Genomic DNA, 24,903 nt, shown 5'->3' on the forward strand with positions numbered 1-24,903 from the left:
ACCAGCCGGGGCCGTCGCCGTGCGGGTGATCGCCCATCAGGTCAGAGGCGGGCGTCCATCTTCTCCATGACGCCACGGATCGACTGGACCGTGCGGCCACCGACGGTGCCGGACCAGGTGCCGTAGAGCTGCCAGTAGTCGATCGCGACCACGCCGAGCTGGTGCTTGACGTCCTTGCGGCCGTCGGGAGTGAAGGTCACGTCGAGGGCATCGTCGGAGGAGAAGCCGTGCCAGCGCGCCAGCGGCGCCTCCGATTCGGAGACGAACGCGACCTGCTCCAGGGGGAGCAGGGTGGGCTCGCCGCCGTCGCCGGGCACCCAGAGGCACGACTCGCCCGGCGTACCGGGGGCGTCGGGTCGCTCGCAGAAGTTGGCGCCGACGATGCCGTCGGGAGCGGTGGTGGCGAAGGTGCCCCACAGCCAGTGCGTGCGATAGGGCAGGAACGTCTTGTGCTCGTCCAGGATGACGAGGTCCCGGGAGGCGTCGAAGACGTAGGTGCGGTCTCCGACGGAGAGGGTGCCGGCGACGGGGAAGACCAGCTTGTGGGTGTACATCTCGCCGCGCGGGCGCAGCGGCTGACTGACCGAGAGCGGCGCCGAGGCGCGTGCTCCGTCCAGCTCGAGCGAGGCGCGGATGGCTGGTTCGTCGCCCTTGGCGGCGATGTCGACCCGAATCCGGTGGGTTCCACCGAGCGGACCCAGCTCGTAGGCGATCCGGTAACCCGGACGCTCGATCGACGGTGAGCTCCCGTAGAGAGCCTCCGGCAGGGCCAGGCTGCCGCCGCGGCTGGTGGTGGAGTGTTGGGTGAGCCGTCCGGACGCAGCGTCGCGGACGTAGATCTCCGAGCTCGCCAGGTAGTTGGCGTCCTGCAGGATCATCGACGCCGACAGCTCGGGGTGCATGAAGGTCCAGCCGACCCACTCCTTGAGCCGGAGCCGCCGCAGGAGTCGGCGCGGCCCGGTGAGGGCGTCGAGCGGATTGACCCGGACGGGACGCGCGTCGAACAGGCCGGTGGCGCGGTGGCCGTGTGTGACGAGCGTCTCCATGCGGGCACCCTAGCGGTAGGCGCTACGGGCGGAGCCGGGTTAGGAGACGGTCGGCGTGGACCGTTCCGCCACGGTCGCGAAGTCACCGCCGCTCAGCATGCCGTAGGTGCCGTCGTGTCCGGTGCCGAGGCGGGAGGCGCAGAAGAGGTCGGCGACCTCCGCGGGCGCGTATCGGACCAGCAACGAGCCCTGCAGCACCGCCGCCATCCGCCCCGCCAGGCGACGCGCAGAGGCCTCGAGGTCGTCGGGGGAGCCCATCAGGGTGCCCAGCATCGCCAGCAGGTCATCGATGGCCCGGTCGAGCCGCGCGTCAGCGCCGCGTGCGCTGCCGATCTCGGTCAGGTAGGCGTCCAACGCCTCCGGCTCGCGCGACAGGGCGCGCAGCACGTCAAGCGCGTTGACGTTGCCCGAGCCCTCCCACACCGAGTTGAGCGGGGCCTCCCGGTAGAGGAGCGGCATCCCGGACTCCTCGACGTACCCGTTGCCGCCGAGGCACTCCAAGGCCTCGGCCACCATCCCGGGCGTGCGCTTGCAGACCCAGAACTTCGCCAGCGGCAGGGCCAGCCGGCGCAAGGCGGCCTCGGCCGGATCGTCGGCACGGTCGACCGCTGTCGCCAGACGCATCGCGAGAGCCGTCGCCGCCTCGGACTCCACGGCCAGGTCGGCGATCACGTTGCGCATCAGCGGCTTGTCGGCGAGCAGCGAGCCAAACGCGGACCGGTGGCCCACGTGCCACGACGCCTCGGCGACGGCCTTGCGCATCAGCGAAGCCGAGCCGATCACGCAGTCGAGCCGGGTGGCGGCGACCATCTCGATGATGGTGCGCACGCCGCGGCCCTCCTCGCCGAGCCGGCGCACCAGGGTCCCGTCGAACTCAAGCTCGGAGGAGGCGTTGGACTTGTTGCCCAGCTTGTCCTTGAGCCGTACGACGTCGAGCCGGTTCGGGCTGCCGTCCGGCAGCATCCTCGGCATCACGAAGCAGGTGACACCGCCCGGCGCCTGGGCGAGGACCAGGAAGACGTCGTTCATCGGCGCCGAGGTGAACCACTTGTGGCCGTGCAGGGTGTATTCGCCCTCGACGCCCGTGGGCCGCGCCACCGTGACGTTCGCACGGACGTCCGAGCCACCCTGCTTCTCGGTCATGCCCATCCCGGCCAGGACGCCGAGCTTGGCGGCGGCCGGGCGAAGCCCGGGGTCGTAGCGCAGCGAGGCGAGCAGCGGCGCCCACTCCGAGGCGAGTGCCGCGTCGGCACGCAGCGCCGGTACGGCGGCGTACGTCATCGAGATCGGGCAGCCGTGTCCTGGCTCGGTCTGCGACCAGGCCAGGAAGCCGGCCGCGCGGCGCAGGTGTGCGTGCTGGTCGCCGGCGGCCTGCCGCTCCCAGGGCGCGGCGGCGAGGCCGTGCCCGACGGCGCGCTCCATGAGCCAGTGCCACGACGGGTGGAAGGTCACCTCGTCGACCCGGTTGCCGTAGCGGTCGTAGTTGACCAGTTCGGGGGAGTGCTGGTTGGCGAGCGTGCCGTGCTCGCGAGCGTCCGCCGTACCGGCTTCGGCGCCGAGACCGACCAGGGAGTCGAGCACGGCGGCATCTCCGTGGCGCAGGACGGCCTCGCGCAGGGCGGCATCGCTGGTCACCACGTTGTGGCCGACCAGCAGTGGTGCCTGGTTGGTGACGGTCCGGATGTCGGTGCGAGACGGGATCGTGCCCGGGAGCGAGGACGTCATGTGCGAGAGCCTAGGCGAACCGGCGCAGCGAGGGGCCCGTCCGCGGGAGCCTGTGCCGCCGCGCGGTAGGTGACCCAGCGCCGCCGTTGCGGTCCATCGCGGTAGATTGCGGCCGTGTCCGATGAGGAGAGTGCGCAGCGAGGTCGTGCGCGGGGCAGGGTCGCGCTTCCAGAGCGCTATCGGTCGCCGTGGTGGCACCTGGCGCGACGCGTGCTGGTCGGCGTGGCGATCTTCGTGGCCGTGGTGCTGCTCGTGTACATCCAGCGGGACGGCTACCAGGACGCCAACGACCCGGCCGGGACGGTGAGCTTCCTGGACTCGTTCTACTACGCCGCCACCACGTTGAGCACGACCGGCTTCGGCGACATCGCGCCGGCGACGGATGCGGCCCGGCTGCTCAACGCCCTGGTGGTGACGCCGCTGCGGATCGCGTTCCTGATCCTTCTCATCACCACCACGATGGAGGTCCTGGCGTTCCGTCGCCGGGACGTGTTCCGGATCGCACGCTGGAGGAAGCACATGAGCAACCACGTCGTCGTCGTCGGTTACGGCACGAAGGGCCGAAGCGCGGTCGAGACCCTGCTCAGCAACGGCCAGGAGCGGGACCGGATCGTGATCGTCGACCCCTCGACGGCCGCCCTGCAGGATGCGCACGCCGACGGCCTGGCCGTCGTGACAGGAGACGCCACCCGGCGCGACGTGCTGCACCGGGCCGGGGTGGAGACCGCGGACCAGGTCATCATCACCACCGACCGCGATGACTCCAACGTCCTCGCCACCCTGACCGTGCGGCAGCTCAACCCCGGCGCGTGGATCGTCGCAGCCGCGCGGGAGCAGGAGAACGCGCCGCTGATGAAGCAGTCTGGCGCCAACTCGGTGATCACCAGCTCGGACGCCGTCGGCCGGTTGCTCGGGCTGTCGTCGATGAGCCCGACCCTGGGCTCGGTGATGGAGGACCTGCTGACGTACGGCGAAGGCCTGGAGGTGGCCGAGCGCGGCCTCCTCGTGAACGAGGTCGGCAAGCAGCCGCAGCAACTGGCCGACCAGGTGATCGCCGTCGTCCGGGACGAGAAGGTCTTCCGCTACTTCGACCCGGTCGTCACCCAGCTGGCTCGCGGCGATCGGCTCGTGGTGGTCCGCCCGGCGAAGGAGCTGCCCTGGGCGCCTCGCCCTGGCACGCACGACGAAGACCTCGCCTACGACTCCTGAAATGAGCTGAACCGCTGGCGTCTCGGGTCACCAGCGGTTCAACGAGTGAAACATTAATCGCCCGAGTGGCGGCTGTCACCGTCCTACCTCGAAGATCATCCTTCAGGAGCAGGGATCTAGCCCGAACGGACTACCCGCGCACCCTAGTCCCGCGCGCGACGCGCGGACCGCTCGCGCTGGCGGGTGAGCCGTTGCCGCCGCAGCCGCCGCACCAGCAGGGGGTCGCGATCAAGCGCCGCGGGACGCTCGATCAGCTCGCCCAGCAGTCGGTAGTAGCGCTCGGCGCTGAGATCGAAGCGCTCACGGATCACCGCCTCCTTGGCGCCCCCGGTCGACCACCAGGAGCGCTCGAATGCCAAGATCTCGGTCTCACGCTCGCTCAGGGCATCGTGCATGGCGCCATCCTCTCAGGCCCGGTGCCGGACCTGCGCCCGGCACGCACGACCGGCGCTCAGAGCATCGAGTCCAGCACCAGTGTGATGTCCTCGAGCGTGGTCATCGGGTTGACGACGGCGATCCGGGTGCAGACCTGGCCGTGGTGGCGCGTCGGGGTCACGAACGCCGTGCCGTCGCGGAGCAACCGGTCGCTCCACTCGGCGTAGTCGGCGGGCGACCAGCCGATCCGCTCGAAGATCAGCACGGTCAGATCCGGCTCCACCAGCAGTCGCAGGTGCTCGGCCCGGTCGATCAGCTCCCGGGCCTCGGCAGCCATGCTCAGCGTGTGCTCGATGGCGGCGCGGTAGGCGTCGGTCCCGTGCACCGCGAGCGAGAACCAGAACGGCAGCCCGCGGGCCCGCCTGCTCAACTGCACCGCGAAGTCGCTGGGGTTCCATTCGCCCTCGACGTTGACCGGGTCGAGGTAGCCAGCTTTCTGGGTGTGCGCGGCCCGCGCGAGCACCGGGTCGCGGTAGAGCAGGGCGCAGGCGTCGAAGGGCGCGTAGAGCCACTTGTGCGGATCGACGATGAACGAGTCGGCGCGCTCGATGCCGTCGAACAGGTGCCGGGTGGAGGGCGCGGCGAGCGCGGCGCCGCCGTACGCTCCGTCGACGTGCAGCCACCACCCGTGCTGCTCGCAGACGTCGGCGATCCCGGAGATGTCGTCGACCACGCCGACGTTGGTGGTGCCGGCCGTGGCGACCACGGCGAGGACCGCGTCCAGCTGCTCGGGCGAGGCATCGGCGGCCCAGGACGCGACGGCGGCGCCTGTCACGCGTCCACGCTCGTCTCCGGGTACGACGACGACATCGACGTCCATCACCGACTCCAGCGAGTGCTTGACCGACGAGTGCGTCTCCTCGCTGAGCAGCACTGCCCAACGCGGCGGCCGAGTGCCACGGTGGTGCTGCGCGGCCGAGCGCGCGGCCACCAGTGCCGAGAGGTTCCCGGTGGTGCCGCCCTGGACGAACACCCCGCCCGCCTCCTCGGGCAGACCGGCGAGGTCGGCGAGCCAGCGCAGCGCCTGGTTCTCGGCGTACACCGCCCCTGATCCCTCCAGCCAGCTGCCGCCGTACACGCTGGAGGCGCCGATCAGCATGTCGAACGCCGCCGCAGCCTTGGTCGGCGCGCTCGGGATGAAGGCGAGGTAGCCGTGGAAGTCGGTCGAGATGCAGGCGCGGGAGAGCACCTCGTCCCACAGCTCGAGCGCTGCCTCCGGTCCGATGCCTTGCGTGGTCACCGTCTGGCCGGCGGCTGCCTGCAGCGCCTCGAAGGTGCTCGCCCCGTCCAGCGGTACCGGATCGCACAACCGGGAGATGCTCAGGTCGGCCACGGCGCGAGTGAGCCTCTCGGTCGCCGGCCCGGGACGGTGCATCCGGGTGGCATCGGCCAGAGCGGCGTCGGCCGGGGTGGCTGCGGTCGGGGTGGCGTCGGTCAGATCCCTCTCCATGCCCGGCAGCCTAGGCGAACGGTTGTGAGTCGGGTGCCGCTCGGAGGGGGCCTGTTCGTGCCATCTGGAGATTTAGTTAGCAATGGTGAAGTAAAGTTCGGTCACGTGACCGATACCTCCTCGAGCCAACGCGGCTGGATCGCGGCCGACCACCCGTCGTACAAGTGGGTGGCGCTGTCGAACACGACGCTCGGCATCCTGATCGCGACGATCAACAGCTCGATCGTGATCATCTCGCTGCCCGCGATCTTCAAGGGGATCGCGGTCGACCCGCTGGGTGCGGGCAACGTCAGCTACCTGCTGTGGATGATCATGGGGTTCCTGGTCGTCTCCGCCGTCCTGGTGGTCATGCTCGGCAGGCTCGGCGACATGTACGGCCGGGTGAAGATCTACAACCTCGGCTTCGTCGTTTTCTCGATCGCCTCGGTCTATCTCTCCCTCGATCCGTTCACCGGCGGCAAGGGTGCGCTGTGGCTCATCGCGGGACGGGTGATCCAGGGGGTCGGCGGAGCGATGCTGTTCGCCAACTCAACCGCGATCCTGACCGATGCCTTCCCCTCCCACGAGCGCGGAATGGCGCTCGGCATCAACAACGTCGCCGCCGTGGCGGGGTCGTTCATCGGCCTCGTGGTCGGCGGTGTGCTCTCGGAGATCGACTGGCGGCTGATCTTCTGGGTGTCGGTGCCGATCGGGGTGCTGGGGACGATCTGGTCCTACAAGTCGCTGCACGAGACCGGCGTCCGCCGCGCCGGCAGCCTCGACGTGCCGGGCAACCTGACCTTCGGCGTCGGCCTGACGGCGATCCTCGTCGCCATCACCTACGGCATCCAGCCCTACGGCGGTCACTCGATGGGCTGGACCAATCCGTGGGTCCTCACCGGCATCATCGGCGGCTCCATCCTGCTGGCGCTCTTCTGCTGGATCGAGACCCGCGTGCCGGACCCCATGTTCGCGATGAGCCTGTTCAAGATCCGCCCGTTCTGGGCCGGCAACCTGGCAGGTCTACTCTCCTCGATCGCCCGCGGCGGGATGCAGTTCATGCTGATCATCTGGCTGCAGGGCATCTGGCTGCCGCTGCACGGCTACTCCTACGCGGACACCCCGCTGTGGGCGGGCATCTACCTGCTGCCGCTGACCATCGGCTTCCTCATCGCCGGACCGATCTCCGGCGTGCTCTCGGATCGGTTCGGCGCACGGCTCTTCGCCACGGGCGGCATGCTGCTCGTGGCCGTCACGTTCATCGGGTTCCTGATGATCCCGGTGAACTTCGACTACTGGGAATTCGCCCTGCTCCTGCTGGTCAACGGACTCGCCTCGGGTCTGTTCGCCGCCCCGAACGTGTCGGCGATCATGAACTCCGTGCCCGCCGATCAGCGCGGCGCCGCCTCGGGCATGCGTGGCACCTTCTTCAACGCCGGCTCGTCGCTGTCCATCGGCGTCTTCTTCTCGCTGATGATCGCCGGCCTCGCGGCCAAGCTGCCGACGTCGCTGACCGGCGGTCTGCAGGCACACGGTGTTTCCGATCAGGCCGCGACGGCCGCCGGCCAGCTTCCGCCGGTGGCGTCGCTGTTCGCCTCGTTCCTCGGGTTCAACCCGATCCAGACGATCCTCGACCAGATCCACCAGGCAGGCATCCCGCTCGGCTCGCCCGACCTGAGCACGCTGACCGGCAAGACGTTCTTTCCCAAGCTCATGGCCGAGCCGTTCCACCACGGCCTGATCGTGGTCTTCGGTGCCGCGGCCGGCATGTGCGTCCTCGCCGCGATCGCCTCGTTCGTCGCAGGTGGCAAGTACGTCCACCAGGAGGAGCCCGTGGTTGCCGAGGCTGCCGCTGGGGTGGCGCTGCCGGAGGAGGAGTGAGCGATACCGATTCCGCTGCCTCGGCCGACGTCGCCGCAGCGATGTCAGGGGATCTGCCTGCCGAGCTCTACGTGCTGCTGGGCCGCCTGGTCCGCTCGCTGCGCCGTGAGCAGGGTGATGCGCAGCTCTCCGTCGGCCTGGTCAGCGCGCTACGGCAGCTCTCGGACAACGGGGCGATGCGCGCGACGGCGCTCGCCGAGGCGGAGGGTATCGCCGCGGCCTCGATGACGCGGGTGCTGAACGCGCTCGAGGAGCGTGACCTGATCCGTCGTACGCCGGACCCGAGCGATGGGCGGGCGCAGCTGGTCCAGCTGACCGAGACCGGACGCCGTGCCCTGGCCGAGGGGGCAGGTGTCCGAGTGGCGGCGCTGCGCCGACGGATCGCTGCGCTGAGCGATGCCGAGCGGAGCGCGCTCGAGGGTGCGCTGCCGGCGCTGGCGAGGCTGGAGATGCGGGTCGACGAGGCCTGATGTCGGAGGTGCGCGACGGTCAGTCGCGCGCCGTCAGCACCAGCGGGCCGTCGGCGGTGATCGCGACGGTGTGCTCCATGTGGGCACCGCGCGAGCCGTCCTTGCTGCGCAGCGTCCAGCCGTCCTTGTCGGTGTAGATCTCGTCGGTGGTGTGCAGGAACCACGGCTCGATCGCGATCACCAGGCCGGGCTGCAGCTTGAAGCCGCGGCCCGGACGCCCGTCGTTGGGGATGTGCGGGTCGCCGTGCATGGTGCGGCCGACGCCGTGGCCGCCGAACTGGGTGTTGATCCCGAGGCCTGCGGCACGGGCGACCTCCGCGATCGCGTGCGAGATGTCCCCGATCCGGTTGCCCGCCCGCGCGGCCTCGATGCCGGCCGCGAGCGAGCGGGTGGTGGTCTCGATCAGGTCGAGGTCCTCCTGCCGCGCCGTACCGACGACGACGCTGAGGGCGCTGTCGGCGACCCAGCCGTCGACGCTGGCCGCGAAGTCGACGCTGAGCAGGTCGCCGTCCTGGAGGACGTAGTCGAAGGGCAGGCCGTGCAGCACCGCGTCGTTGACGCTGGTGCACAGCACCTTGCCGAACGGGCTGGCGCCGAAGCTCGGGTGGTAGTCGATGTAGCAGGACTCGGCGCCGCGCTCGCGGATCATCTGATGGGCGAGCTCGTCGAGCTCCAGCAGGTTCACGCCGACGGCAGCCTTGGCCTGGAGGGCCAGCAGGACGTCGGCGACGAACCGGCCGGCCGGCCGCATCTGCTCGATCTGGGTGGGGGTGCGGAGCTCGATCACATCGCGAGCCTATCGGTCGGACCCACCGATCAGCCCTATCGGTCGAGCCGCCGAGCGAAGTAGCGTCGCCTGCCATGAGCGACTCCGCTGCCGTTGTCCGTGAGTTCCTGTCCCTGCTCGAGAACGGCCGCGCCGCCGAGGCCGTCGAGATGCTGACCGACGACGCGCAGTGGCGCAACACCGGTCTGCCCACCCTGCGAGGTCGCCGGGTCCGCCGGCTCCTGCTGGACATGGAGCGGCGCAAGATCCGCTTCCGCGCCGACATGCACCATCTCGCCGCCGACGGCGATGTGGTCCTGACGGATCGGACCGACTTCCTGCGCATCGGCCGCTGGGAGGCCTCGTTCTGGGTCTGCGGGACCTTCCGCGTGCGCGATGGCAAGGTCGAGCTGTGGGACGACCACTACGCGATGGGGAACGTGCTTGCCGGCTCGATGGTGGGCCTGGCCAACATGGTGCGGGGCCGATGAGGCTGTCCTGCTGCTGAGGGCGGATCTGCCCTCGGCGGATTCGCTGGGTTCGCGCCCTGCCGGCGGTCAGGCTCGTCGCATGACACAGACTCAGGAACACCCCCTCGGCGCGCTGGACGACCAGCTGACGGCTCGACTGCTGCACCAGCGCATCATCGTGCTCGGGCAGGCGGTCGACGACCCGATCGCCAATCGGATCTGCGCCGAGCTGCTGCTCCTCGCCGCGGAGGACCCGCACCGCGACATCAGCCTCTACATCAACAGCCCCGGCGGCTCGGTCACGGCCGGCATGGCGATCTACGACGTGATGCAGCTGATCCCGAACGACGTCGCCACCCTCGGGATGGGGCTGGCCGCGAGCATGGGTCAGTTCCTGCTGACAGCAGGGACTCCGGGCAAGCGCTTCGTGCTGCCCAACGCCGAGGTGCTGCTGCACAAGGGCTCGGCCGGGATCGGCGGCAGCGCCGCCGACATCGAGGTCCAGGCGACACGGTTGGAGCGGATGACCCGCAGGATGCTGGCGATCACCGCCGAGCGCACCGGACAGAGTGTCGAACGCGTGGACGCCGACTCGGTCCGGGACCGGTGGTTCACCGCCCAGGAGGCGCACGACTACGGCCTGGCCGATGAGGTGCTTGATGACGTGGCGTCGGTCGCGCCGGGTCGTCAGGGGTCGGCCTTCGGCCTGTCGAGCGCGACCCGGGAGTTGGCGCGATGAGCAGCTACACCATTCCGTCCGTCGTCGAGCGGACCCGCCAGGGGGAGCGCGCGGTCGACATCTACAGCCGGCTGCTCGGCGAGCGGATCGTCTACGTCGGTACGCCGATCGACGACGGCGTCGCGAACGTCGTGATCGCGCAGCTCCTGCACTTGGAGTCCGAGAGCCCGGAGTCGCCGATCAATCTCTACCTCAACAGTCCCGGCGGCGACCCGACCGCGATGCTGGCGGTGTACGACACCATGGAGTTCATCGCCGCTCCGGTCGCCACCACGTGTGTCGGGCAGGCCCGCGGCGCAGCGGCGGTGCTGCTCGCCGCCGGCGCGCCGGGACAGCGCACCGTCCTGCCCCGCGCGCGGGTGGTGCTCGAGCAGCCGGCGCAGGGCGGGACGCGCGGCGACGTACCGGACCTGCAGGTGGCGGCCAAGGAGATCCTGCGGCTGCGCACCGAGCTGGAGAGCATCCTGGCGCGACACACCGGGCGCAGCGTCGAGCAGGTGCACCAGGACACCGACAGGGACCTCGTCCTCACCGCCGAGGAAGCGGTCGCGTACGGCGTCGCCGACGTGGTGATCGCCAGCAGGAGGCCGCTGGGCGTGGCCTGAGTGCTCGGTCAGGCGGCCAGGCAGACCGGGCCGGTCACCTGGCCGGCGGCGAGCCGGCGGGTGACCCGACCGGTGAGGTCGAGCAGCCTGAGGCCCAGCGCTCCGGCGACGGCGTCGAGGACCTCGGAGCTCGGCTCCTTGCGGCCCCGCTCGACCTCGGAGAGGTACTGCGTGGAGACGCCCGCCGCTCCGGCGACGTCGGCCAGGGTCCGCTCCTGCGTCCGGCGCTCGTCGCGCAGCACCTCGCCGACCGCGTCGCGCCACAACGGCGCAGGCGCGGACTCGGTCTGGTGGGAGCGCCGCGGGAACTCGATGACCTGGCCCATGGGGCCACGCTAGGTCGCCCGGTGGGTGGCTGACGAGGGCGTTCGCCTTGGGCGAACGCTACCCGCGGCCGATCCTCACCAGCCCCGTTCGCGCCACTCCGCCAGGTGCGGGCGCTCGGCGCCGAGCGTCGAGTCGTTGCCGTGGCCGGGGTAGAACCAGGTCTCGTCGGGCAGGCGTTGGAAGATCCGCTCCTCGACGTCGTCGATGAGCTGGGCGAAGCGGGCCTCGTCCTGCTGGGTGTTGCCCACCCCGCCGGGGAAGAGGCTGTCGCCGGTGAAGAGGTGCGGCCGTCCGTGCGGATCGGCGTACAGGAGGGCGATCGAACCCGGGGTGTGGCCGCGCAGCGCTATCACCTCGAGCGTGCAATCGCCCACCGCGAGGGTGTCGCCCTGGCCGACCGTCCGCGTGATCGGTACGCCGGTCGCATCGGTGATAGCAGCGGCATCGGGCTCGCCTGCCACGGTCGCGGCGCCGGTGACCGCGACCACGTCGGCGAGGGCGCGGTGATGGTCCCAGTGCTGATGGGTGGTGACGACCGTGGCGAGCCCGGCGGTGCCGATCAGCGGCAGCAGCGTGGAGGCGTCGGCGGCAGCATCGATCAGGAGCTGCTCGCCGGTCGCGCGGCAGCGCAGGAGGTAGCAGTTGTTCGACATCTTCTCGTCGACCGCGACCTTGGTGATGCTCAGCTCGTCCAGCTCGCGGACGTCGGGTGCGCCTCCGAGCCGGACGTCGCCGGTGTAGCTCTCGCTGCTGATCGTCATAGCCCCTCGATCCCCGGCAGTACGCCGTCGTGGCTCGTCACCTCGGAGCCCGGGTAGGGGGCCCTCCCGGTCAGCCACCATGCCAGGCCGTGCGCCGGTCCGCTCACGGTGGGCTCGCCGGTACCGAGTTGCAGCGACCAGTCGAGGTCGGTGGCGACCAGCGTCGCGTCGACGTTGACCTGGTGCCGGTGTGCCGAGTCCTCGAGCAGCGCCCGACCGAACTCGCCGGGCCAGTGCGCGGGGGAGTAGCCGCAGCCGAGATCGACGTGGTGGATCTCGACCTCGCGCCACCGCATCCCGGTGACCCGGGACGCCGGGAAGCGTCGGCTGCCCTCCGGCGTACGCTCGATCAACGTGGTGGCAGCGGGATCGGACGCGCCGGCGAGCGCCGTCAGGGCGTCACCGAGCGTCGTGACAGCGCCGAAGAGCCGGTCCCTCAACTGCGACGGGGAGGCGGCGCCGAGCTCTGCGATATCGCCGTCGCGGCGCTGGTCGGAGGCATACATCGGTACGGCGCGGCCCTCGACGACGCCCATCACCGCCCCGATGAGCCCCTCGGCGTTGAGCGCCAGGTGCGCCACCACGTGTGCGCGGCTCCAGCCGGGCAGCAGGCTGGGCTCGACCCAGTCATCGTCAGTCATGGCATCGACGGTGCGCACCAATCGCCGCGACGAGGCGCGGAGTTGGTCCGACACGGTGGCGGCGAACAGGGTCACGGGCCCATCCTGACATCACGACGCGACATGGGGGAGAGGCGTTTCGGTCACCTGATAGCATGACGAACACTTGTTCGACTCAAGCTCTCAAGAAGGGACCGCGGTGGCGGACCAGCTCATCATCCGGGGTGCGCGTGAGCACAACCTCAAGGACGTCTCGCTCGACCTTCCCCGCGATGCGCTGATCGTCTTCACGGGCCTGTCCGGCTCCGGCAAGTCGAGCCTCGCGTTCGACACGATCTTCGCAGAGGGTCAGCGCCGCTACGTGGAGTCGCTATCGGCCTACGCCCGGCAGTTCCTCGGTCAGATGGACAAGCCGGACGTCGACTTCATCGAAGGCCTCAGCCCGGCGGTGTCGATCGACCAGAAGTCCACCTCCAAGAACCCGCGCTCCACGGTCGGCACGATCACCGAGGTCTACGACTACCTGCGCCTGCTCTACGCGCGCGCCGGCCGTGCCCACTGTCCCACCTGTGGCGCGCCGATCGAGCGGCAGACCCCGCAGCAGATCGTGGACCGCATCCTCGCGCTGGAGGAGGGTCGTCGCTTCCAGGTGCTCGCGCCGGTGATCCGCGGCCGCAAGGGCGAGTACGTCGAGCTCTTCTCCCAGCTGCAGCAGCAGGGCTACAGCCGCGCCCGCGTCGACGGTGAGACCTACCAGCTCGACGCGCCGCCGAAGTTGGACAAGCAGAAGAAGCACACCATCGAGGTCGTCGTCGACCGGCTGGCCGTCAAGGAGTCGAGCAAGCGCAGGCTCACCGACTCGGTGGAGACGGCGCTGGAGCTGGCCGGTGGCCTGATCGTCTTCGACTTCATCCCCGGCGCCGAAGGCGGCACAGGCGAGGAGCTGAAGTTCAGCGAGAAGATGTCGTGCCCCAACGACCACCCGATCGACACCGACGACCTCGAGCCGCGCTCGTTCTCGTTCAACAGCCCGTTCGGGGCGTGCCCGGCGTGCTCCGGCCTGGGCACCCGGATGGAGGTCGACCCGGAGCTGGTCGTGCCCAATCCGCAGGCCACCCTCGGCGAGGGCGCTATCCAGCCATGGAGTCACGCCCACATCGCTGAATACTTCCTGCGGCTGATGGGCGCGCTCGGCGAGGAGCTCGGGTTCGACCTCAACACGCCGTGGGAAGCCCTCCCCAACAAGGCACAGCGCGCGATCCTGGACGGTCACAACACCAAGGTGCACGTCGTCACCCGCAACCGCTACGGGCGGCAGCGCGCCTACGACGCCGACTTCGAGGGCGTCCGCTCCTACATCGAGCGCCGTCACCGGGAGGCCGAGTCCGACACCAGCCGCGAGCGCTTCGAGGGCTTCATGCGCGAGGTGCCGTGCCCGGTCTGCTCCGGCAGTCGGCTCAAGCCGGTCTCGATGGCCGTCACCCTCGGTGCCAAGGAGGACGGTGGCAAGAACATCGCCGAGGTGTGCGCCCTGCCGATCAACGAGGCCGCCGCCTACCTCAACGGCATCGAGCTGAGCGAGCGCGAGAAGCACATCGCCGAGCGCGTCCTCAAGGAGATCCAGGAGCGGCTGCGCTTCCTGCTCGACGTCGGTCTGGACTACCTCTCCCTCGACCGGCCGAGCGGCTCGCTCTCGGGCGGTGAGGCGCAGCGCATCCGGCTCGCTACCCAGATCGGTGCCGGCCTGGTCGGTGTGCTCTACGTCCTGGACGAGCCGTCGATCGGTCTGCACCAGCGCGACAACCAGAAGCTGATCGAGACCCTGGTCCGGCTCAAGGAGCTGGGCAACACCCTGATCGTGGTCGAGCATGACGAGGACACCATCCGGGTCGCCGACTGGGTGGTCGACATCGGCCCGGGCGCCGGTGAGCACGGTGGCCAGGTGGTGCACAGCGGCACCGTCAAGGAGCTGTACGCCAACGACTCCTCGATGACCGGTCAGTACCTCGCAGGCAAGCGCGAGATCCCGGTCCCCGAGCTACGCCGCCCGCGGACGCCGGGGCGGGCCCTGACCGTGCACGACGCGCGCGAGAACAACCTGAAGAACGTCACCGTGGACTTCCCGCTCGGCGTCTTCTGCGCGGTTACCGGCGTCTCCGGGTCGGGCAAGTCGACGCTGGTCAACGACATCCTCTACACCTCGCTGGCCAAGCAGATCTACGGCGCCCGTGCGATCCCGGGTCGACACCGCACCATCACCGGCCTCGAGAACGTCGACAAGGTGATCCACGTCGACCAGTCGCCGATCGGCCGGACCCCGCGGTCCAACCCGGCGACCTACACCGGCGTCTTCGACCACGTGCGCAAGCTCTTCGCCGCCACCCCGGAGGCGAAGATGCGCGGCTACCAGCAGGGTCGATTCTCGTTCAACGTCAAGGGCGGCCGCTGCGAGGCGTGCGCCGGCGACGGCACCATCAAGATCGAGATGAACTTCCTGCCCGACGTCTACGTCCCGTGCGAGGTCTGCCACGGCCAGCGCTACAACCGCGAGACGCTTGAGGTGCACTACAAGGGCAAGAACATCGGCGAGGTCCTCGACATGCCGATCGAGGAGGCGGTGGAGTTCTTCGCCGCCGTCCCCGCCATCGCCCGGCACCTGACGACGCTGGTCGAGGTCGGCCTCGGCTATGTCCGCCTCGGCCAGCCGGCGACCACGCTCTCCGGCGGTGAGGCACAGCGCGTCAAGCTCGCCTCCGAGCTGCAGAAGCGCTCCACCGGCCGCACCGTCTACGTCCTGGACGAGCCGACCACCGGTCTGCACTTCGAGGACATCCGCAAGCTGCTCAAGGTGCTGCAGAGCCTGGTCGACAAGGGCAACACCGTGCTGACCATCGAGCACAACCTCGATGTCATCAAGACCGCTGACTGGCTCATCGACATGGGTCCGGAGGGCGGCTCGCGCGGTGGCACGGTGATCGCGGAGGGTACGCCGGAACAGGTCGCGGCCGACCCCGTCAGCTACACCGGCCGCTTCCTCGCGCCCCTGCTGCAGGGCCGCGAGGCGACCCAGCCGCCGGAGTCGAAGAAGCCCGCCCGCAAGCGAGCGGCGACGAAGACGACCGCGAAGGCGACCGCGAAGGCGCGCTGAACCTGGGTGCCCTGCCTGATTCTCGGGGACTTCACAGGATCAGCCCTCGGGTCGCGCCTTCGGCAGCCGTAGTGTGAAGTTCAACCACTTCACGAGAGGAATCGTTGTGACCGACCAGAAGATCACCCGCCGCCAGATTCTCGGGGGCGTCGCCGTGGCGGGTGTCGGCGTACCGCTGCTGGCGGCCTGCGGCTCCGGCGACACCACAGCGGAGGACAGCACCAGCGGCAGCGGCGGCACCGGAGCGGCCGGCTCGGCGAGCAGCGCTCCCGGCAGCGCAGAGACTCTCGGCGCGACCTCCGACGTGCCTGTCGGCGGCGGCAAGATCTACGCGGACTCCGCCGTCGTGGTCACCCAGCCGACGGCCGGCAGCTACGAGGGGTTCAGCGCCATCTGCACCCACCAAGGATGCCCGGTGACGTCCGTCTCCGACGGCACCATCAACTGCACCTGCCACGGCAGCAAGTTCTCGATCAAGGACGGCTCCGTCGTGCAGGGCCCGGCCACCCAGTCGCTGGAGAAGGTGACCGTGACGGTCGAGGGCAGCAACATCGTCAAGAGCTGACCTGCGCGTCCCACATCGTCCTTGCTAGCCGAGGGCGGCCGGGGTGAGCACGGGACCGAGGGCCTGCGTCCGCCACGCCTCGTCCCGGGGCGCCCGCCGGCGGTCGAGTCGCTCGTCCAGGAGCACCCGCGCCTCGTCCCAGCGGTCGGCGCGCAGCAGGGCAGCGATCCGGGCCTCCTCGACGATCTCGCGCTGAGCGTCGGAGCCGCCCAGCCGGCGGATCCGGGGCGACAGCAGCGCGAGCGCGTCGGCCGCGGCGCCGAACTGACCGCTGACCATCAGGTCGAGCGCCTGGGTCAGCGGCGCGACCACCTCACGGAAGGTCGGGTGCCGGTGTTGGCCGGCCCAGAGCCCGAGCTCCCGCAGCGCCGGTGCGTCTCCGAGCGCGAGCCGAGCGACGGCGACATGCATCGCAAGGAACGGCGTGGCGGGCCGCTCCATGGTGGCCTTGCCGGTGACATGCACCACCTCCGCCATCTGCGGTACGTCGCCCGCGCCCGGCGTCAACGCCCAGCGGAAGAGCAGCGACCCCGTGTCGACCAGAGCGCGGCAGCCCAGCGCGTTGCCGGGCTGGAGCTGGCTCTCGTAACGACGTCGGACAGCATCCATGTCGCCGAGGGAGAGCTCATGCAGGGCGGCGTGCCAGGAGAAGTGGGACAGCGAGTCGATGTCGGCGCCGTCGCCCGTCACCCAGGCATCCATCCAGGCAAGCCCGGTCTCGTGGTCGCCGGTCTCATAGTGCGCGTGCGCGCGCGCATGGGCGGAGTGGCCCGCGCCCGGCTCCTGCGCCAGCGATCGACAGGAGAGCGCGAGCGCCTCGTCGTACCGGTGCTGCTCCTGGCGCACGAAGGCGAGCAGGCCGGTGAACCACCAGTCGTCGCCGTACGCCGGGATGCAGCGCTCGACGATGGCCCAGGACTCCTCGGGCACCTCGGTGGCACCGGCGAACGCGATGGTGGGTACCGCCGAGGAGAGGAGGAGGGCGTCGCGCGGATAGGCGGCGACGTGATCGATCAGCGGGCGCGAGTCGCCGCGGACGTGCGCGGAGATCGCGTGGACGTGGCTGCGCTCGCGCTCGGTGGTGCGGCCCGCGAGCTGCTCGGCCTGGCGCAGGCGGGCATCCACGTCGACCGGGGCGCACATCTCGTGACCGAGGAGGGCGAGCGCCGCGTGGCCGAGTGCGAAGGTGGGATCGTGCGCGATCGACTCCGCGACGTGGCTCAGTGCACCGGCCCGCAGCTTCAAGATGTCGCCGATGCCACGGACGTACGCCGAGGCGGCTTCCTCGCTCGTGCTCAGGCTGTAGCCGTAGGGGTCGGAGATACGCATGTAACTATAGTAAGACAAGCGACTATGGATGACGCCACCTGGACTCGGGAGTGTCGGTGCTCGCAACTAGGGTTGACGCGTGGCAGACCCGCGTAGCTACCGGCCCAAGCCGGGGGAGATCCCGACCCAGCCAGGGGTCTACCGGTTCCGTGATGCCAAGGGGCGCGTGATCTACGTCGGCAAGGCCAAGTCGCTGCGCCCGCGCCTGACGTCCTACTTCCAAGACATCGGCAACCTCCACCCGCGCACGGCCACCATGGTGACCACGGCTTCGAGCGTGGAGTGGACGGTGGTCAACACCGAGGTCGAGGCGCTTGCGCTGGAATACTCCTGGATCAAGGAGTTCGACCCGCGGTTCAACGTGAAGTACCGCGACGACAAGTCCTACCCCTGGCTCGCGGTGACGGTGGGCGAGGAGTTCCCGCGGGTGATGGTCGGGCGCGGGGCCAAGCGCAAGGGCACCCGCTACTTCGGCCCCTACGGTCACGCCTGGGCGATCCGCGAGACGGTCGACATCCTGCTGCGGGTCTTCCCGATGCGATCGTGCTCGAACGGTGTCTTCAAGCGCAGCCAGCAGATCGGGCGACCGTGCCTGCTGGGCTACATCGACAAGTGCAGCGCACCGTGCGTGGGAAAGATCAGTCCCGAGGACCATCGCGCGATCGTCGATGACTTCTGCGACTTCATGGGCGGGCAGACGGCCAGCTTCCTGCGCCGGATCGAGAAGCAGATGTACGCCGCCAGCGACGAGCTGGACTTCGAGCGCGCCGCACGGCTGCGCGACGATCTCGGCGCGATGCAGCGGGCGCTGGAGAAGCAGGCCGTCGTGCTCGGCGACGGCGCGGATGCCGACGTGATCGCGCTCGCCGAGGATCCGCTCGAGGTCGGCGTGCAGATCTTCTACGTCCGCGGTGGCCGGATCCGCGGTCAGCGCGGCTGGGTCGCGGACCGGGTCGAGGAGGGCGACACCCCGGAGCTGGTGGAGCAGTTCCTGCTCCAGCTCTACGCGGGCGAGGACGCCGAGTCGATCCCGCGCGAGATCCTGGTCCCGGCACTCCCGCCGGACGTGGAGACCATGGAGACGTTGCTCGCCGACGTACGTGGCGCCAAGGTGCAGATCCGGGTGCCGCAGCGCGGCGACAAGCGGACGCTGCAGGAGACGGTCGCAACCAACGCCAAGCAGGCGCTCGCGCTGCACAAGACGAAGCGAGCCAGCGACCTGACCACCCGCAACCGCGCGCTGGAGGAGATCCGCGACGCTCTCGACCTGGACGAGGCGCCGCTGCGGATCGAGTGCTACGACATCTCCCACCTGCAGGGCAGCGAGATCGTGGCCAGCATGGTGGTCTTCGAGGACGGCCTGTCCCGCAAGAGCGAGTATCGCCGCTTCATCATCAAGGGCCAGGACGGCTCCGACGACGTGCGCGCGATGCACGAGGTGATCACGAGGAGGTTCCGCCGGCTGCTGGACGAGCAGGCCACCTCGACCCAGGTGGAGGGGGACAGCGGCCCGATGCTGGTCGACCCGGAGACCGGCCGACCGCGGAAGTTCGCCTACGCGCCAGGTCTGGTCGTGGTCGACGGCGGCGCTCCTCAGGTCGCCGCCGCCCGACGGGCACTCGGCGAGCTGGGCATCGACGACATCCCCGTCGCCGGCCTGGCCAAGCGGCTCGAAGAGGTGTGGGTGCCCGGCGAGGAGGACCCGGTCATCCTGGCCCGCAGCTCCGAGGGCCTCTACCTGCTGCAGCGGCTCCGCGACGAGGCGCACCGCTTCGCCATCACCCACCACCGCAACCGTCGCAGCAAGTCGATGGTGGAGAGCCTGCTCGACGACGTACCGGGGCTGGGGGAGGTGCGCCGCAAGACGCTCATGAAGCATTTCGGCTCGCTGCGCAAGCTGCGCGCAGCCACGCTCGAGGAGATCGCGCAGGTCCCCGGGATCGGTCCGGCGACCGCGGCCGCGATCAAGGATGCCGTCGCTGCGGCCGCCGCGACCCCTAGGGTTGCGGTCAACGTCACCACTGGTGAGATTGAGGAGATCTAGAAGTGAGCCAAGGCGCGTCCGGCGAGCTCGTCGTCGTCACCGGCATGACCGGCGCCGGCCGGAGCACCGCCGCCAAGGAGCTGGAGGACCTCGGCTTCTACGTCATCGACAACCTGCCGCCGGGCGTGCTGCCCGAGGTGGTTCGACTCGTCGATGCGGCACGTGGCCGGCAGCAGCCGATCGCGGTGGTCGTGGACGTGCGGTCGGGGGCCTTCTTCGACCAGCTCATCGACGAGTTCCAGCACGAGGCGCTCGGCCGGGAGAAGACGCTGCTCTTCCTGGACGCCAGCGACGAGGTCCTCGTACGCCGCCAGGAGGCCGCCCGTCGGCCGCACCCGCTGCAGGGCAAGGACCGCCTGCTGGACGCGCTCCAGCGCGAGCGCAAGGTGCTCGGCGACCTGCGCGCGCTGGCCGACCTGGTCATCGACACCTCCGCGCTCAACGTCCATCAGCTCACCGAGCGGGTGGCCCAGGCATTCGGTACGCCGGAGCGAACCCGGCTGAGCGTGACGGTGATCAGCTTCGGCTTCAAGTACGGCATCCCCGTCGATGCCGACTTCGTCGCCGACATGCGGTTCCTGCCGAACCCGCACTGGGTGCCCGAGCTGCGTCCGCACAACGGCACGGACGCCGATGTCGCGGCGTACGTCTACGGCCAGCCGGGCGCGCAGGAGTTCCTCGACGGCTACGTCGGCGTGCTGGCCGGAGTGGCGCCCGGCTACCTGCGCGAAGGAAAGCGCTTCATGCGGATCGCGATCGGCTGCACCGGCGGCAAGCACCGCAGCGTCGCGATGTCCGAGGAGATCGCGCGCAGGCTGCGTGCCCTGGGACATGACGCAGCGACTGCCCACCGTGACCTGGGCCGGGAGTGACGGTGAGCGATGCCACGTTCTCGGCAGGCCTGTCGACCGGTCTGTTGCCGCCCGACGTCGCCGAGCGCGCTGTCTCGGTCGTGGCCTTCGGTGGTGGCCACGGCCTGCATGCGTCGCTCTCCGCCCTGCGCATCCTGCTGGAGGAGGTGATCGTCGACGAGCTCACGGCCGTGGTGACGGTCGCCGACAACGGCGGCTCGTCGGGCCGGCTGCGCGGTGAGTTCGGCGTGCTGCCGCCAGGCGATCTGCGGATGGCGCTGGCGGCGCTCTGTGGCCGGGACGACTGGGGCGTGACCTGGGCGAACGTGTTGCAGCACCGATTCGCCGGCGACGGCGAGATGAATGGTCACAACCTCGGCAACCTGCTCATCGTCGGGCTCTGGGAGCAGCTGGGCGACCACGTCGCCGCGCTCGACTGGGTGGGCCGGCTGCTGGGCGCCCGTGGGCGCGTCCTGCCGATGGCGCTGGTGCCGATGGACATCCGGGCCGAGGTGCGCGGCATCGACCCCGCCGATCCCGACCTGCTGACCACGGTCTGCGGCCAGGTCGAGGTTGCCACGACAGACGGCGTCATCCACTCGATCGCCCTGGAGCCCGCCGATCCGCCCGCGAGCCCGGAGGCACTGCAGGCGATCGCGGAGGCCGACTGGGTGGTGATCGGGCCCGGCTCGTGGTTCACCTCAGTGCTGCCGCACCTCATGGTGCCTGCGCTGCGGCATGCTCTGGTGGACACCTCCGCCCGTGTGGTGGTGGTGCTCAACCTGGCCGAGCAGGCGGGGGAGACCCCCGGGTTCGGTCCCGCCGACCACCTCGGCGTGCTCGCTGAGCACGCTCCCGACCTCCAGGTGCACACCGTCCTGGCCGATGAGTCCATGGACGGCCTGGATGCGCTCCGCGAGATGACCGAGGCGATGGGCGCGAGGCTCGTCACCGATCGGATCGCCATGACCGACGGCTCGCCGCGGCACGATCCGGTGATGCTGGCGGCGGCGTACCAGCGGATCCTCGCGTCCCGCTGAGCGGCTCTCCGGGCGGTTCCTGGGGCAGCTGATCCGAGGCTCCGGCGTGCCCGTATGGTGTCCGCGTAACGAATCTACGAAAACGTTATCGATAACGATTGACATGACTGGGTCCGACTTGAGAGGCTCCGGCATGTTGTGGCGTGCTTCACACGCCGACCTGACTCAACGAGGTGTCTGATGTCCTTCAACTCCACCCGGGCTCGGCGGACGGCACTGGCCGTCGCCGCTGCCGGTCTGCTTCTGTCGACGGCTGCCTGTGGCAGCTCTGACGACAACTCGTCCTCGAATGGCAGCGGTGACACGAAAGCGGCGAGCGGTCCGGTCACCATGACCCTGTGGACCAACTCGACCACGGGTCCCGGCGTCCAGTTCTTCAAGGACGCTGCTTCGGCGTTCCACACCCAGAACCCGAATGTCACGATCAACGTCCAGAGTGTCCAGAACGAGGACTACGACGGCAAGCTCCAGACCGCCCTCCAGGCCGGTAAGGGCTCGGCCCCGGACATCCTGTTCCAGCGTGGTGGCGGCAAGATGCTCGCGATGGTCCAGGCGGGCCAGCTCAGCGAGTTCACCCCGTCGAGCGACGCCCAGAGCAACATCAGCGCGGGCACCCAGTCGATCTTCCAGGCCGACGGCAAGTCCTACGGCATTCCGCTCTCGATCACCCCTGAGGGCATCTGGTACAGCAAGGACCTGTTCAAGAAGGCCGGCGTCACCAGCACGCCGACCACGATCGCGGACCTGACCGCCGACGCCGCCAAGCTTCAGGCCGCCGGCACCCCGCTCGCCGTCGGTGGCAAGGACGGCTGGCCGGCAGCGCACTGGTACTACATGTTCGCGGTCCGCGACTGCAGCCAGGACGCTCTCAACAAGGCCGCCAGCAGCGCGCAGTTCAGTGACCCGTGCTTCCTGCAGGCCGGCAAGGACCTCGGCACCTTCATGGCCAAGAACCCGTTCGAGAAGGACGCGTTCAACACTGCCGCTCAGGGCAGCGCGGCCTCCACGGCCGGCCTCCTGGCGAACCACAAGGTCGCCGGTGAGCTGATGGGCGCCTGGGAGCCGGGTGTGGTCGGCGACCTGACTCCTGACAAGAAGCCGCTTGCGGACCTTGGCTACTTCCCGTTCCCGGCGACCGCCGACGGCAAGGGCGACCCCTCGGCGATGATGGAGGGTGCTGACGGCTACTCCTGCTCGGCCTGGGCTCCGAAGGAGTGCGGCGACTTCCTGAACTTCCTCGCCACCGCCGACCAGGAGACGAAGTACGCGACCGCGTTCAGCGCCATCCCGGCGAACAAGGCCGCGCAGGGCAGCGTCACCGACGCGGCCTCCAAGGCAGCGCTCGACGCGGCGAACAACGCGAAGTACTCGGTGCTGTTCCTGGACACGCTGTTCGGCTCGAACATCGGCAACGCGCTCAACACCGCGGTGGTCAACTCATGTCGGGTCAGTCCAGCGACCCGCAGAGCATCGTCGACGCCGTCAACAACGCGTCCTCGAAGGGGTAATAGCAACCCATGAGTGAAACTCCCCGGGCCACCTCGGCCTTGGAGAGCTCGCTCGACAGCACCACGGTTGGGGGCGGCGCGGACTCCGTGTCGCCCTCGACCGCGGTCGTCGCCGGGCGTCCTCCGCGTGCGCGCGCCAGCTGGCGCGAACGTCTCGAGATCACCCTGCTCTCGGGTCCAGCGATCGTCGTCTTCGTCGCATTCGTGATCCTGCCGGTGTTCGCGGCCGTCTACTACGGCTTCTACCGGTGGAAGGGTTACGGCCCGCCGACCGACTTCATCGGTCTGCACAACTACAAGGTGATCCTCGGCGATCCGGAGTTCCACCGGGCGGTGCTGCACACCTTCGAGATCGCGGGTCTGTCCCTGCTGATCCAGGGCCCGATCGCGATCCTGCTGGCGCTGCTGCTGAACCGCGAGATGCGCGGCCGCTCGATCATCCGCATCCTGGTCTTCGTGCCGTGGGTGGTCTCCGAGGTCATCGCCGGCACCGGCCTGAGCCTGATGCTGCCGGTCAACGGCGCGATCAATGCGCTGCTCACTAACATGCACGTCTTCGGTCACGTCCAGGTCCAGTGGCTCGGCCCGCACCTCGCCCTGTGGACGCTGATGGCGATCCTGACCTGGAAGTACCTCGGCTTCGCCGTGATCCTGCTGATGGCCGGTCTGCAGAACATCCCCGAGGAGCTCTACGAGGCCGCCTCGATCGATGGCGCCTCCTACTGGCAGATGCAGCGCAACATCACCCTGCCGCTGCTCGGTCCGACCATCCGGATCTGGGCGTTCCTCTCCATCATCGGTGCCCTGCAGCTGTTCGACCTGCCCTGGATCGTCTGGGGCGAGTTCAACCTCGACCGCGACGGCGTCTCGACCATGGCGACCTACATGGCGCACTACGGTCCGCGCACCGGTCTGTACGGCTACGGCAACGCGGTCGCCGTCGTCCTGTTCGTCATCTCGCTGATCGTCGCGCTCTTCTACCAGCGCTTCGTGCTCCGGCGTGACATCTCCGGCTCGGTCACTGATGGAGGAAAGCGCTGATGACCACCACAACCCTGGACTCGGCCCCCAAGCCGTCGCGATCACGGCGCGCCAGCGGGCGGCCGCCGAAGAAGCAGCTTCCGTGGGGCAGCCCCGCGGTGTACTTCGTCGCCCTCGTGGTGATCGCGTTGACGCTGGCACCGGTGGCCTACATCGTGCTCGGCGGCTTCCGCGACAACTCGCAGCTGACGGTGGACCCGGCCGGCCTGCCCAACCCGTGGCGGTTCTCGAACTACAGCAACGTCCTGACGTCCGCGACGTTCTGGCGCGAGTTCGTCAACTCGGTGATCGTCGGCGGTGCGACGACCCTGCTGGTCACCGCGCTCGGCGTCTCGGCCGCCTTCGTGGTCGCGCGCTACCGGTTCCGCGGCCGCGGTCTCATGTTCGGCCTCTTCGCGGCTGGTCTGATGTTCCCGATCACCGTCGCGATCACGCCGCTGTTCATCATCCTCAACAAGCTGCACCTGACCGACTCGCTGCTCGGCGTGATCCTGCCGCAGGTCGCGTTCGGCCTGCCGACGACGATCATCATCCTGGTGCCGTTCCTGCAGGCGATCCCGGACGAGATCGAGGAGGCTGCCTCGGTCGACGGCTGCAGCCGGCTCGGGTTCTTCTTCCGGATGGTGCTTCCGCTGTCGCTGCCCGGCGTGCTGACCACCGGCATCCTCACGTTCGTCGCGAGCTGGAACAGCTACCTGCTGCCGCTGTTCGTGCTCAGCAAGACCAGCAGCTTCACGCTTCCCCTGGGCATCCAGCAGTTCCACTCGCAGTACGCCTCGGACACGGCCGCGGTGCTGGCGTTCACGTCGCTGTCGATGATCCCGGCGCTCGTGTTCTTCACCGCGTTCGAGCGCCGCATCGTCGGCGGTCTCCAGGGTGCCGTCAAGGGCTGAG

General features: G+C 69.6%; 23 protein-coding genes. 14 read left to right on the forward strand and 9 right to left on the reverse strand.

Translation table 11 applies throughout. The features are described from left to right. Positions 1–41: 41 nt before the first annotated feature. Together H036_RS0112965 and H036_RS0112970 are read right to left on the reverse strand one after the other, a co-directional pair. A complete protein-coding gene (locus tag H036_RS0112965; protein ID WP_017935219.1) occupies positions 42–1,046 on the reverse strand; it encodes a DUF2804 family protein in 1,005 nt (334 codons plus the stop codon). Positions 1,047–1,085: 39 nt separating this feature from the next. Further along, complete coding sequence (locus H036_RS0112970; protein WP_017935220.1) at positions 1,086–2,771, reverse strand: acyl-CoA dehydrogenase family protein; 1,686 nt, start codon at positions 2,769–2,771, stop codon at positions 1,086–1,088. Between the two features lie 114 nt (positions 2,772–2,885). On the opposite strand from H036_RS0112970, the gene H036_RS0112975 reads away from it, so the two are divergent. Continuing rightward, complete coding sequence (locus H036_RS0112975) at positions 2,886–3,980, forward strand: potassium channel family protein (RefSeq protein ID WP_026146019.1); 1,095 nt, start codon at positions 2,886–2,888, stop codon at positions 3,978–3,980. 143 nt (positions 3,981–4,123) lie between these two features. Here H036_RS0112975 and H036_RS22795 read toward each other — a convergent pair whose 3' ends face one another. Together H036_RS22795 and H036_RS0112985 are read right to left on the reverse strand one after the other, a co-directional pair. After that, positions 4,124–4,375 (reverse strand): DUF3263 domain-containing protein, encoded by a 252-nt coding sequence (locus H036_RS22795; protein ID WP_017935222.1) that lies wholly within the window; start codon positions 4,373–4,375, stop codon positions 4,124–4,126. A 56-nt stretch (positions 4,376–4,431) separates the two neighbouring features. Then, positions 4,432–5,865 carry a pyridoxal phosphate-dependent decarboxylase family protein gene (locus tag H036_RS0112985; RefSeq protein WP_017935223.1) on the reverse strand — a complete coding sequence of 478 codons (1,434 nt, stop codon included), beginning with the start codon at positions 5,863–5,865 and terminating at the stop codon, positions 4,432–4,434. A gap of 105 nt (positions 5,866–5,970) precedes the next feature. Here H036_RS0112985 and H036_RS0112990 point away from each other — a divergent pair, with 105 nt between their 5' ends. Continuing rightward, positions 5,971–7,725 carry an MFS transporter gene (locus H036_RS0112990; protein WP_017935224.1) on the forward strand — a complete coding sequence of 585 codons (1,755 nt, stop codon included), beginning with the start codon at positions 5,971–5,973 and terminating at the stop codon, positions 7,723–7,725. Continuing rightward, positions 7,722–8,195, forward strand: a complete 474-nt coding sequence (locus H036_RS0112995; RefSeq protein ID WP_017935225.1) for a MarR family winged helix-turn-helix transcriptional regulator — start codon at positions 7,722–7,724, stop codon at positions 8,193–8,195. The genes H036_RS0112990 and H036_RS0112995 overlap by 4 nt, the downstream gene beginning before the upstream one ends. Before the next feature lie 19 nt (positions 8,196–8,214). Here H036_RS0112995 and map read toward each other — a convergent pair whose 3' ends face one another. After that, complete coding sequence (map, locus tag H036_RS0113000) at positions 8,215–8,982, reverse strand: type I methionyl aminopeptidase (RefSeq protein ID WP_017935226.1); 768 nt, start codon at positions 8,980–8,982, stop codon at positions 8,215–8,217. A gap of 74 nt (positions 8,983–9,056) precedes the next feature. Between map and H036_RS0113005 the strand changes: the two genes are divergently transcribed. From H036_RS0113005 to H036_RS0113015, 3 genes are all read left to right on the forward strand, one after another. Continuing rightward, positions 9,057–9,452 (forward strand): limonene-1,2-epoxide hydrolase family protein, encoded by a 396-nt coding sequence (locus H036_RS0113005; RefSeq protein WP_017935227.1) that lies wholly within the window; start codon positions 9,057–9,059, stop codon positions 9,450–9,452. 79 nt (positions 9,453–9,531) lie between these two features. Continuing rightward, entirely contained in the window at positions 9,532–10,170 is a 639-nt protein-coding gene (locus H036_RS0113010; protein ID WP_017935228.1) for a ClpP family protease, read from the forward strand. Continuing rightward, entirely contained in the window at positions 10,167–10,775 is a 609-nt protein-coding gene (locus H036_RS0113015) for a ClpP family protease (protein WP_017935229.1), read from the forward strand. The genes H036_RS0113010 and H036_RS0113015 overlap by 4 nt, the downstream gene beginning before the upstream one ends. A gap of 8 nt (positions 10,776–10,783) precedes the next feature. Here the strand turns inward: H036_RS0113015 and H036_RS0113020 are convergent, their stop codons facing one another. The 3 genes from H036_RS0113020 to H036_RS22800 all read right to left on the reverse strand — a co-directional run bounded on the left by H036_RS0113020 (position 10,784) and on the right by H036_RS22800 (position 12,579). After that, positions 10,784–11,101, reverse strand: coding sequence for a helix-turn-helix domain-containing protein (locus H036_RS0113020; protein WP_017935230.1), 318 nt, complete (start codon positions 11,099–11,101; stop codon positions 10,784–10,786). Positions 11,102–11,176: 75 nt separating this feature from the next. Further along, positions 11,177–11,863: an MBL fold metallo-hydrolase gene (locus H036_RS0113025; RefSeq protein ID WP_017935231.1), complete on the reverse strand. Its 687-nt coding sequence runs from the start codon at positions 11,861–11,863 to the stop codon at positions 11,177–11,179. Next, positions 11,860–12,579 (reverse strand): maleylpyruvate isomerase family mycothiol-dependent enzyme, encoded by a 720-nt coding sequence (locus H036_RS22800; protein ID WP_017935232.1) that lies wholly within the window; start codon positions 12,577–12,579, stop codon positions 11,860–11,862. The genes H036_RS0113025 and H036_RS22800 overlap by 4 nt, the downstream gene beginning before the upstream one ends. A gap of 103 nt (positions 12,580–12,682) precedes the next feature. Between H036_RS22800 and uvrA the strand changes: the two genes are divergently transcribed. Next, positions 12,683–15,631: an excinuclease ABC subunit UvrA gene (uvrA, locus tag H036_RS0113035; RefSeq protein ID WP_017935233.1), complete on the forward strand. Its 2,949-nt coding sequence runs from the start codon at positions 12,683–12,685 to the stop codon at positions 15,629–15,631. Positions 15,632–15,737: 106 nt separating this feature from the next. Beyond that, a complete protein-coding gene (locus tag H036_RS0113040; protein ID WP_017935234.1) occupies positions 15,738–16,196 on the forward strand; it encodes a Rieske (2Fe-2S) protein in 459 nt (152 codons plus the stop codon). 24 nt (positions 16,197–16,220) lie between these two features. Here the strand turns inward: H036_RS0113040 and H036_RS0113045 are convergent, their stop codons facing one another. Further along, a complete protein-coding gene (locus tag H036_RS0113045; protein ID WP_017935235.1) occupies positions 16,221–17,525 on the reverse strand; it encodes a hypothetical protein in 1,305 nt (434 codons plus the stop codon). Positions 17,526–17,604: 79 nt separating this feature from the next. Between H036_RS0113045 and uvrC the strand changes: the two genes are divergently transcribed. From uvrC to H036_RS0113075, 6 genes are all read left to right on the forward strand, one after another. Then, entirely contained in the window at positions 17,605–19,569 is a 1,965-nt protein-coding gene (gene uvrC, locus H036_RS0113050; protein WP_017935236.1) for an excinuclease ABC subunit UvrC, read from the forward strand. A 2-nt stretch (positions 19,570–19,571) separates the two neighbouring features. Continuing rightward, positions 19,572–20,441: an RNase adapter RapZ gene (gene rapZ / locus H036_RS0113055; RefSeq protein WP_017935237.1), complete on the forward strand. Its 870-nt coding sequence runs from the start codon at positions 19,572–19,574 to the stop codon at positions 20,439–20,441. After that, a complete protein-coding gene (locus tag H036_RS0113060) occupies positions 20,438–21,460 on the forward strand; it encodes a uridine diphosphate-N-acetylglucosamine-binding protein YvcK (protein ID WP_017935238.1) in 1,023 nt (340 codons plus the stop codon). Before rapZ ends, H036_RS0113060 begins: the two co-directional genes overlap by 4 nt. Before the next feature lie 180 nt (positions 21,461–21,640). Next, positions 21,641–22,981, forward strand: a complete 1,341-nt coding sequence (locus H036_RS22805; protein WP_198289973.1) for an ABC transporter substrate-binding protein — start codon at positions 21,641–21,643, stop codon at positions 22,979–22,981. Next, entirely contained in the window at positions 22,978–24,009 is a 1,032-nt protein-coding gene (locus tag H036_RS0113070) for a carbohydrate ABC transporter permease (protein WP_026146022.1), read from the forward strand. The genes H036_RS22805 and H036_RS0113070 overlap by 4 nt, the downstream gene beginning before the upstream one ends. Beyond that, positions 24,009–24,902 (forward strand): carbohydrate ABC transporter permease, encoded by an 894-nt coding sequence (locus H036_RS0113075; RefSeq protein WP_017935240.1) that lies wholly within the window; start codon positions 24,009–24,011, stop codon positions 24,900–24,902. The genes H036_RS0113070 and H036_RS0113075 overlap by 1 nt, the downstream gene beginning before the upstream one ends. The last annotated feature ends 1 nt before the right edge of the window (position 24,903 follow it).

This window comes from Nocardioides sp. Iso805N (assembly GCF_000364605.1).
Lineage (GTDB): Bacteria > Actinomycetota > Actinomycetes > Propionibacteriales > Nocardioidaceae > Nocardioides.